The sequence below is a fragment of the Mycobacterium sp. genome (assembly GCF_052145595.1).
Classification (GTDB): domain Bacteria; phylum Actinomycetota; class Actinomycetes; order Mycobacteriales; family Mycobacteriaceae; genus Mycobacterium.
This window is the reverse complement of sequence record NZ_JBKQOI010000369.1, coordinates 1-4,483: the sequence shown is the minus strand read 5'-3', so window position 1 is coordinate 4,483 and position 4,483 is coordinate 1. Positions and strand designations below refer to the sequence as shown.

Annotated in this window: 5 protein-coding genes and 1 pseudogene; 2 read left to right on the top strand and 4 right to left on the bottom strand. The window is 66.3% G+C overall.

Annotation, left to right across the window (positions count from 1 at the left end; genetic code table 11):
• A partial coding sequence (locus tag ACLP4W_RS30260; protein WP_442391304.1) for a GMC family oxidoreductase N-terminal domain-containing protein occupies positions 1–1,074 on the bottom strand: 1,074 nt, incomplete at its 3' end.
• Positions 1,064–1,855 carry a gluconate 2-dehydrogenase subunit 3 family protein gene (locus ACLP4W_RS30255; protein ID WP_442391302.1) on the bottom strand — a complete coding sequence of 264 codons (792 nt, stop codon included), beginning with the start codon at positions 1,853–1,855 and terminating at the stop codon, positions 1,064–1,066. The genes ACLP4W_RS30260 and ACLP4W_RS30255, both read right to left, overlap by 11 nt.
• A gap of 176 nt (positions 1,856–2,031) precedes the next feature.
• Here ACLP4W_RS30255 and ACLP4W_RS30250 point away from each other — a divergent pair, with 176 nt between their 5' ends.
• Positions 2,032–2,367, top strand: coding sequence for a lsr2/espR transcriptional regulator (locus tag ACLP4W_RS30250; protein ID WP_442391300.1), 336 nt, complete (start codon positions 2,032–2,034; stop codon positions 2,365–2,367).
• 5 nt (positions 2,368–2,372) lie between these two features.
• Positions 2,373–2,753, top strand: a pseudogene (locus tag ACLP4W_RS30245) (NADH-quinone oxidoreductase subunit B family protein); the annotation flags it as partial.
• A gap of 57 nt (positions 2,754–2,810) precedes the next feature.
• On the opposite strand, the gene ACLP4W_RS30240 reads toward ACLP4W_RS30245, so the two are convergent.
• Both ACLP4W_RS30240 and ACLP4W_RS30235 read right to left on the bottom strand, forming a co-directional pair.
• Complete coding sequence (locus ACLP4W_RS30240; RefSeq protein WP_442391298.1) at positions 2,811–3,629, bottom strand: abortive infection family protein; 819 nt, start codon at positions 3,627–3,629, stop codon at positions 2,811–2,813.
• Positions 3,626–4,228 (bottom strand): recombinase family protein, encoded by a 603-nt coding sequence (locus tag ACLP4W_RS30235; protein WP_442391305.1) that lies wholly within the window; start codon positions 4,226–4,228, stop codon positions 3,626–3,628. Before ACLP4W_RS30235 ends, ACLP4W_RS30240 begins: the two co-directional genes overlap by 4 nt.
• Between the last annotated feature and the right edge of the window lie 255 nt (positions 4,229–4,483).

Here is a 4,483-nt window from a genome sequence, read left to right as displayed (position 1 = left end):
TCGAGCCCCGGGGAAGTTGGGATCGTTGAAGTCGAACACGACCTGCGTGCACGCGCGGCCTTTGTAGGCGTGCACCCGCTGGTCGAGGAAGACCGCGAACCCGTCGTAGAAGTTTTGAAACATTATCCGTTTGCCGATGCGGCCGTAGGGGTCAGGAAACCCGGAAAGCAGCGCCAGATGCGGGGACAAGATCGCCGAGCACGCCAGCACAACCACGTCGGCGGTCTCCCCGCCCTGCTGGCCGGACGGGCCGATATACGAGACACCGGTGGCTCGCCGGCCGGTGAAGTTGACCTGCAGGACCTGCGTGAGCGGCCGCAGGTTCACCCGCCCGGTCTGCAGCGCCCGCCGCAGCGCGAGGAGGTTGACCGGCTTGGCGGAAATCGGGCACCCGTACCCGGAGCAGAGCCCGCAGTTGTTGCATGCCGGGCTGCCGTTGTATTCGACCGAGTTGGCCGCCATCGGGAAGAAAAAGGGATGCAGCCCAACGCGTTTCGCCCCCGCGGCGAGGAGCATGGACGAGCGCTGCTGCGGCCCGGGCGGCATCGGGTAGGGCTTCTCCTGCGGCTGGTGCTGCTGCACGCCAGCGGGTATCGACCCGACGTCGCCCTGAACCCCGAGGAAGTCCTGCAGCTCGTCGTAGTACGGCGCGATGTCGCTGTACTCGAACGGCCAATCCGCCATGTCGGCGCCGGGCACCGGGCCGAGCAGCGACAGTCCCTTGAAGTCGATGTCCCACAACCGGGTGCACTTGGTGTCCGAGTGTGGGAATGTGCCGCCGACCTGGTTGGAAAGGTCGTTGACGTCGCCGACGTAGGTGGCCGCCGCGTTTTGGCTGGAGTTTTTGCGGAATGTGCGCGGGAAGGCGATTGGATCCGGCTGCTCGAAGTAGCGGGACACCGACTTGAGCTCGTCGTTGGAGTGCAACGTCGGGAACGGCCCGTTCCCGGCGAGGTTGTTGTAGTAGTTCGGGCCCTTCTCGAATATCTCGACGTCCCAGCCGGCCTCCGCGAGCACCATCGCCACTATCGAACCCCCCGCGCCCGAGCCGACGATGATCGCCTTAGTGGGCATTTACGCCGCCCGTTCCGCCCATCTTGGCGAAGGCCTGTTGCCAGCCTCCGCGCACCAGCGTGTCGATGATCCCGCTCGTGCCGACCAGGTCCCACTCGGGCGCCTCGACCTCGGCGTTGGTGTAGCCCGTCGGCTGGTTGTCCCCCGGCCACTTGATGTCCTGCCAACCGACCAGGTTTGCGTTGCCCCCATACTCCGGGACGGAGTACATCGCCTCGACGGTGTGACTGAACAGAAGTTTGGTGAAGGACACCGCCTTGCCCCCGCCCAGGATCAGGTCCTGGCGCACCTTCGGCACTGAGGTGAAGTCGCCGCCGGCCTGCTGATCAAGTAGCGCGATGCCATTGGTGTACTGCTGGCGATAGCCGGCGATCCGCTGCTGCCACCCGTAGGTCTGGGCACGGTCGAGCGGGACGAAGTCGGCCATGAAGTCCTGGGTGCCGCCGGCACGGTTACTCCACGGCCCGCCTGCGTGCACCATGGGTGGCGAGAACGAGAACGCCGACAGCATGGTGTCCAGGAAGCCGACGACATTTGCTTCGTGTGCCCCAGGACTGCGCTCGAGCGGGTTGTCTTCCGGGCCGGGGATCAGGCAGCGGGTGGCGGCGTCGAGCACCGCGGCCTGGTGCGCGGTCAGGAATCGGTACCCCGTGTCGGCGGAAGCGGCGGGGAGGACTCCTACGGCGGCGGCCAGCGGCAGCAGGCCCAGCCCGCCGAGCACCGCGCGCCGGGACACCGGCGACGACGAGCCGGATCCGTCGGCGGCCTCCTCGCTGGGCACATCGGCAGGGTAAGGCGGAGATGTGGGGCAACCGGGGGAATGCCCGCGCAGCGGCGTGTCGGGACTGCGCCGATGCGGGATTCGCGGTAGGCGCTCGCCGTGAAGGCCGCAGCACTATCTGATAAATTCTTCAATTGTTTGAACATAGAAAAGTTGTAATCTTCAGGAGATCTGTCGTGTCGGAGCCGCTGTACAAGGTCAAGGCCGAGTTCTTCAAAACGTTGGGGCATCCGGCGCGGATCAGGGTTCTTGAGCTTCTCGTGGCGGGGGACAAGTCAGTCGCCGAGCTGTTGCCCGAGGTCGGGGTGGAGTCGTCGAACCTGTCCCAACAGCTGGGCGTTCTGCGGCGAGCTGGTGTGGTCGACGCTCACAGAGACGGCAACGCGATGATCTACTCAATCGCCTCACAGGATATCGCCGAACTGCTCATGGTTGCGCGCAAGGTTCTCGCCGGGATGTTTAGCGACCGCGTGGCAGTGTTGGAGGACCTGCGCGCCGGCAGCGCGCAATAGCGTCCATGGGCTGGATTCGCAAAGCCCTCGGTGTCGGTCGGATCACCGAACGCGTGGGGCCCAGACCGCAGCAGATAGTGAAACCGCCTACGGGAGTGCGTGGTTCGCTTCAGATCCGGCACGTTGACGCGGGTTCGTGCAATGGGTGCGAGGTGGAGATCGCGGGGGCATTTGGACCGGTGTATGACGCCGAGCGGTTCGGTGCGCGGCTGGTGGCATCCCCGCGCCACGCGGATGCGCTGCTCGTGACCGGCGTCGTGACACACAATATGGCCGGCCCATTGCGCACTACCGTCGAGGCCACCCCGCAGCCGCGGCGAGTAATCGCCTGCGGTGACTGTGCCCTGAACCGAGGGGTGTTCGCGGATGCCTATGGCGTGGTTGGGGTCGCCTTAGTAACAGAACGAATCTGGGTGTTTTGGTCGTCTTCGTTTGGCCGCGGCTTACGAGTGACCTTTGCGCCAGGGCGCTTCGGGGTCGGCGAGGGTGTCGAGCATCAGCTGGCACCAGGTGAGTGCCGCATTGACCGCGAGATGAGCGTGCCGGGTGCCCAGACCCACGCGTGCGGTTGCCGGACCGTGCCCGGTGCCCAGCCCGTGGTTGCGCAGCTCGGCGAGTCCGTTGGCGATGGTGGTCACCGCGCCGAGGATGCGCCTAACACCGTCGCTGCCATCCGGTCCCGACCCGGTCGAGGGGTCCAGCCCGAGCGAAAGCTGTGCTGCACGAGCCAATTTAGGCAGGTCGGACTTGTCGTCGAACGGCTGGCCGCGTTCGCTGAGGACGACTTTGGCGGTGCTTTCGATCAGTTCCTTGGCGCTGCCGACCGCGAGCGCGGGATCGTCGCTGATCGCGCGCCTGATGCGCTCGAAGCCCTCGCGGATGGCCGACGAGTCCGCGAGCCTCGCGATGGATTCGATCGACAGCTGCGGCCCGACTGGCGTGATCTGGCCCGTCTGCTCATCGACCTGGTAGCCGTCGCGGCGTAGCGATTGGTGAAAATGGCTGAGGCACTGCGGCTCCCAGCCATTGAGCAACCGTTCAGCGACCCGGAGAAATCGGCCGACCTGTCGCGGGTCGGTCCAGTCGACCGCATCCAGGTACGACTGCGTCGTCTGGCGACGCACGCTGCTGTCTTCGTAGCGGCAGTCGGGATCGGGCGCGAAGCCTTCGTCTTGGAACGCGGTGTTGATCGCGCCGACCGTGCTGTCGGTCATCAAATAGCGGAAGACACCGCGCGTCGTGCGCCCTACGAGATCGGTCATCGCGTTACGCTCTGTGCCGACGTCGCGGTCATTCGCCCGCCCGCGCGCGCGACGGCGCGGTAGATCGTCGAACGAGTGACCGGGAACAGCTCCTCGAGTTCGCCGATGGTGTGCCCTCCGGCGCGATAGAGCTCGACGAGGTGCGCCTCCTGCCGCGGACTGAGCTTGGGCTGCTTGCCACGCAGCCGGCCCTTGGCACGGGCGATGGCCATGCCCTCCCGGGTCCGGGCGCGGGCAAGGTCGGCCTCAAACTCGGCGATCATGCTGAGAGTGGTGAACAGCAGCCGGCCGATCGGGTCTGTCGGGTCGTGCAACGAGCCGCCGATGTTGAGACGCACACCGCTGGCGGTGAGTTCGTCGACGATGTCGCGTGCGTCCGGAACCGACCGAGCAAGGCGGTCGAGTTTTGTCACGACGAGCGTGTCGCCGCTGCGGCAGGCGGCCAGCGCTTGGCGCAATCCGGGCCGGTCTCGGTTTGTGCCAGTCAGGCCGTGGTCGACATAGATTCGCTTCGGGTCGACGCCGAGCGCCGCGAGCGCCTCCCGCTGCGCCGTGAGATCTTGATCGACCGTCGACACTCGGGCGTAGCCGACCTTCAGCTCAGTCACGCAAACAGTATGCCGGTTAGCCCCCCTTCACCGGGAAGGATCACCGAACCAGTCTTACGGGACGTCGGCACTCCGGTCCGGTCGGGCCGCGGTCGCTCGGTGTCGCGTGCCGTTTGAGGGTTCCCCTTGCGGGCGCTCCTGTAGGCCGGCTGCTCGGGCCGCAGCCAAGCCGATCAGGAACGGTGAGCCCGGCTGCGCGCCCAGGCTTGGACTTCGCTCATGCTCGGATCCAGTTCGATCGGTCGG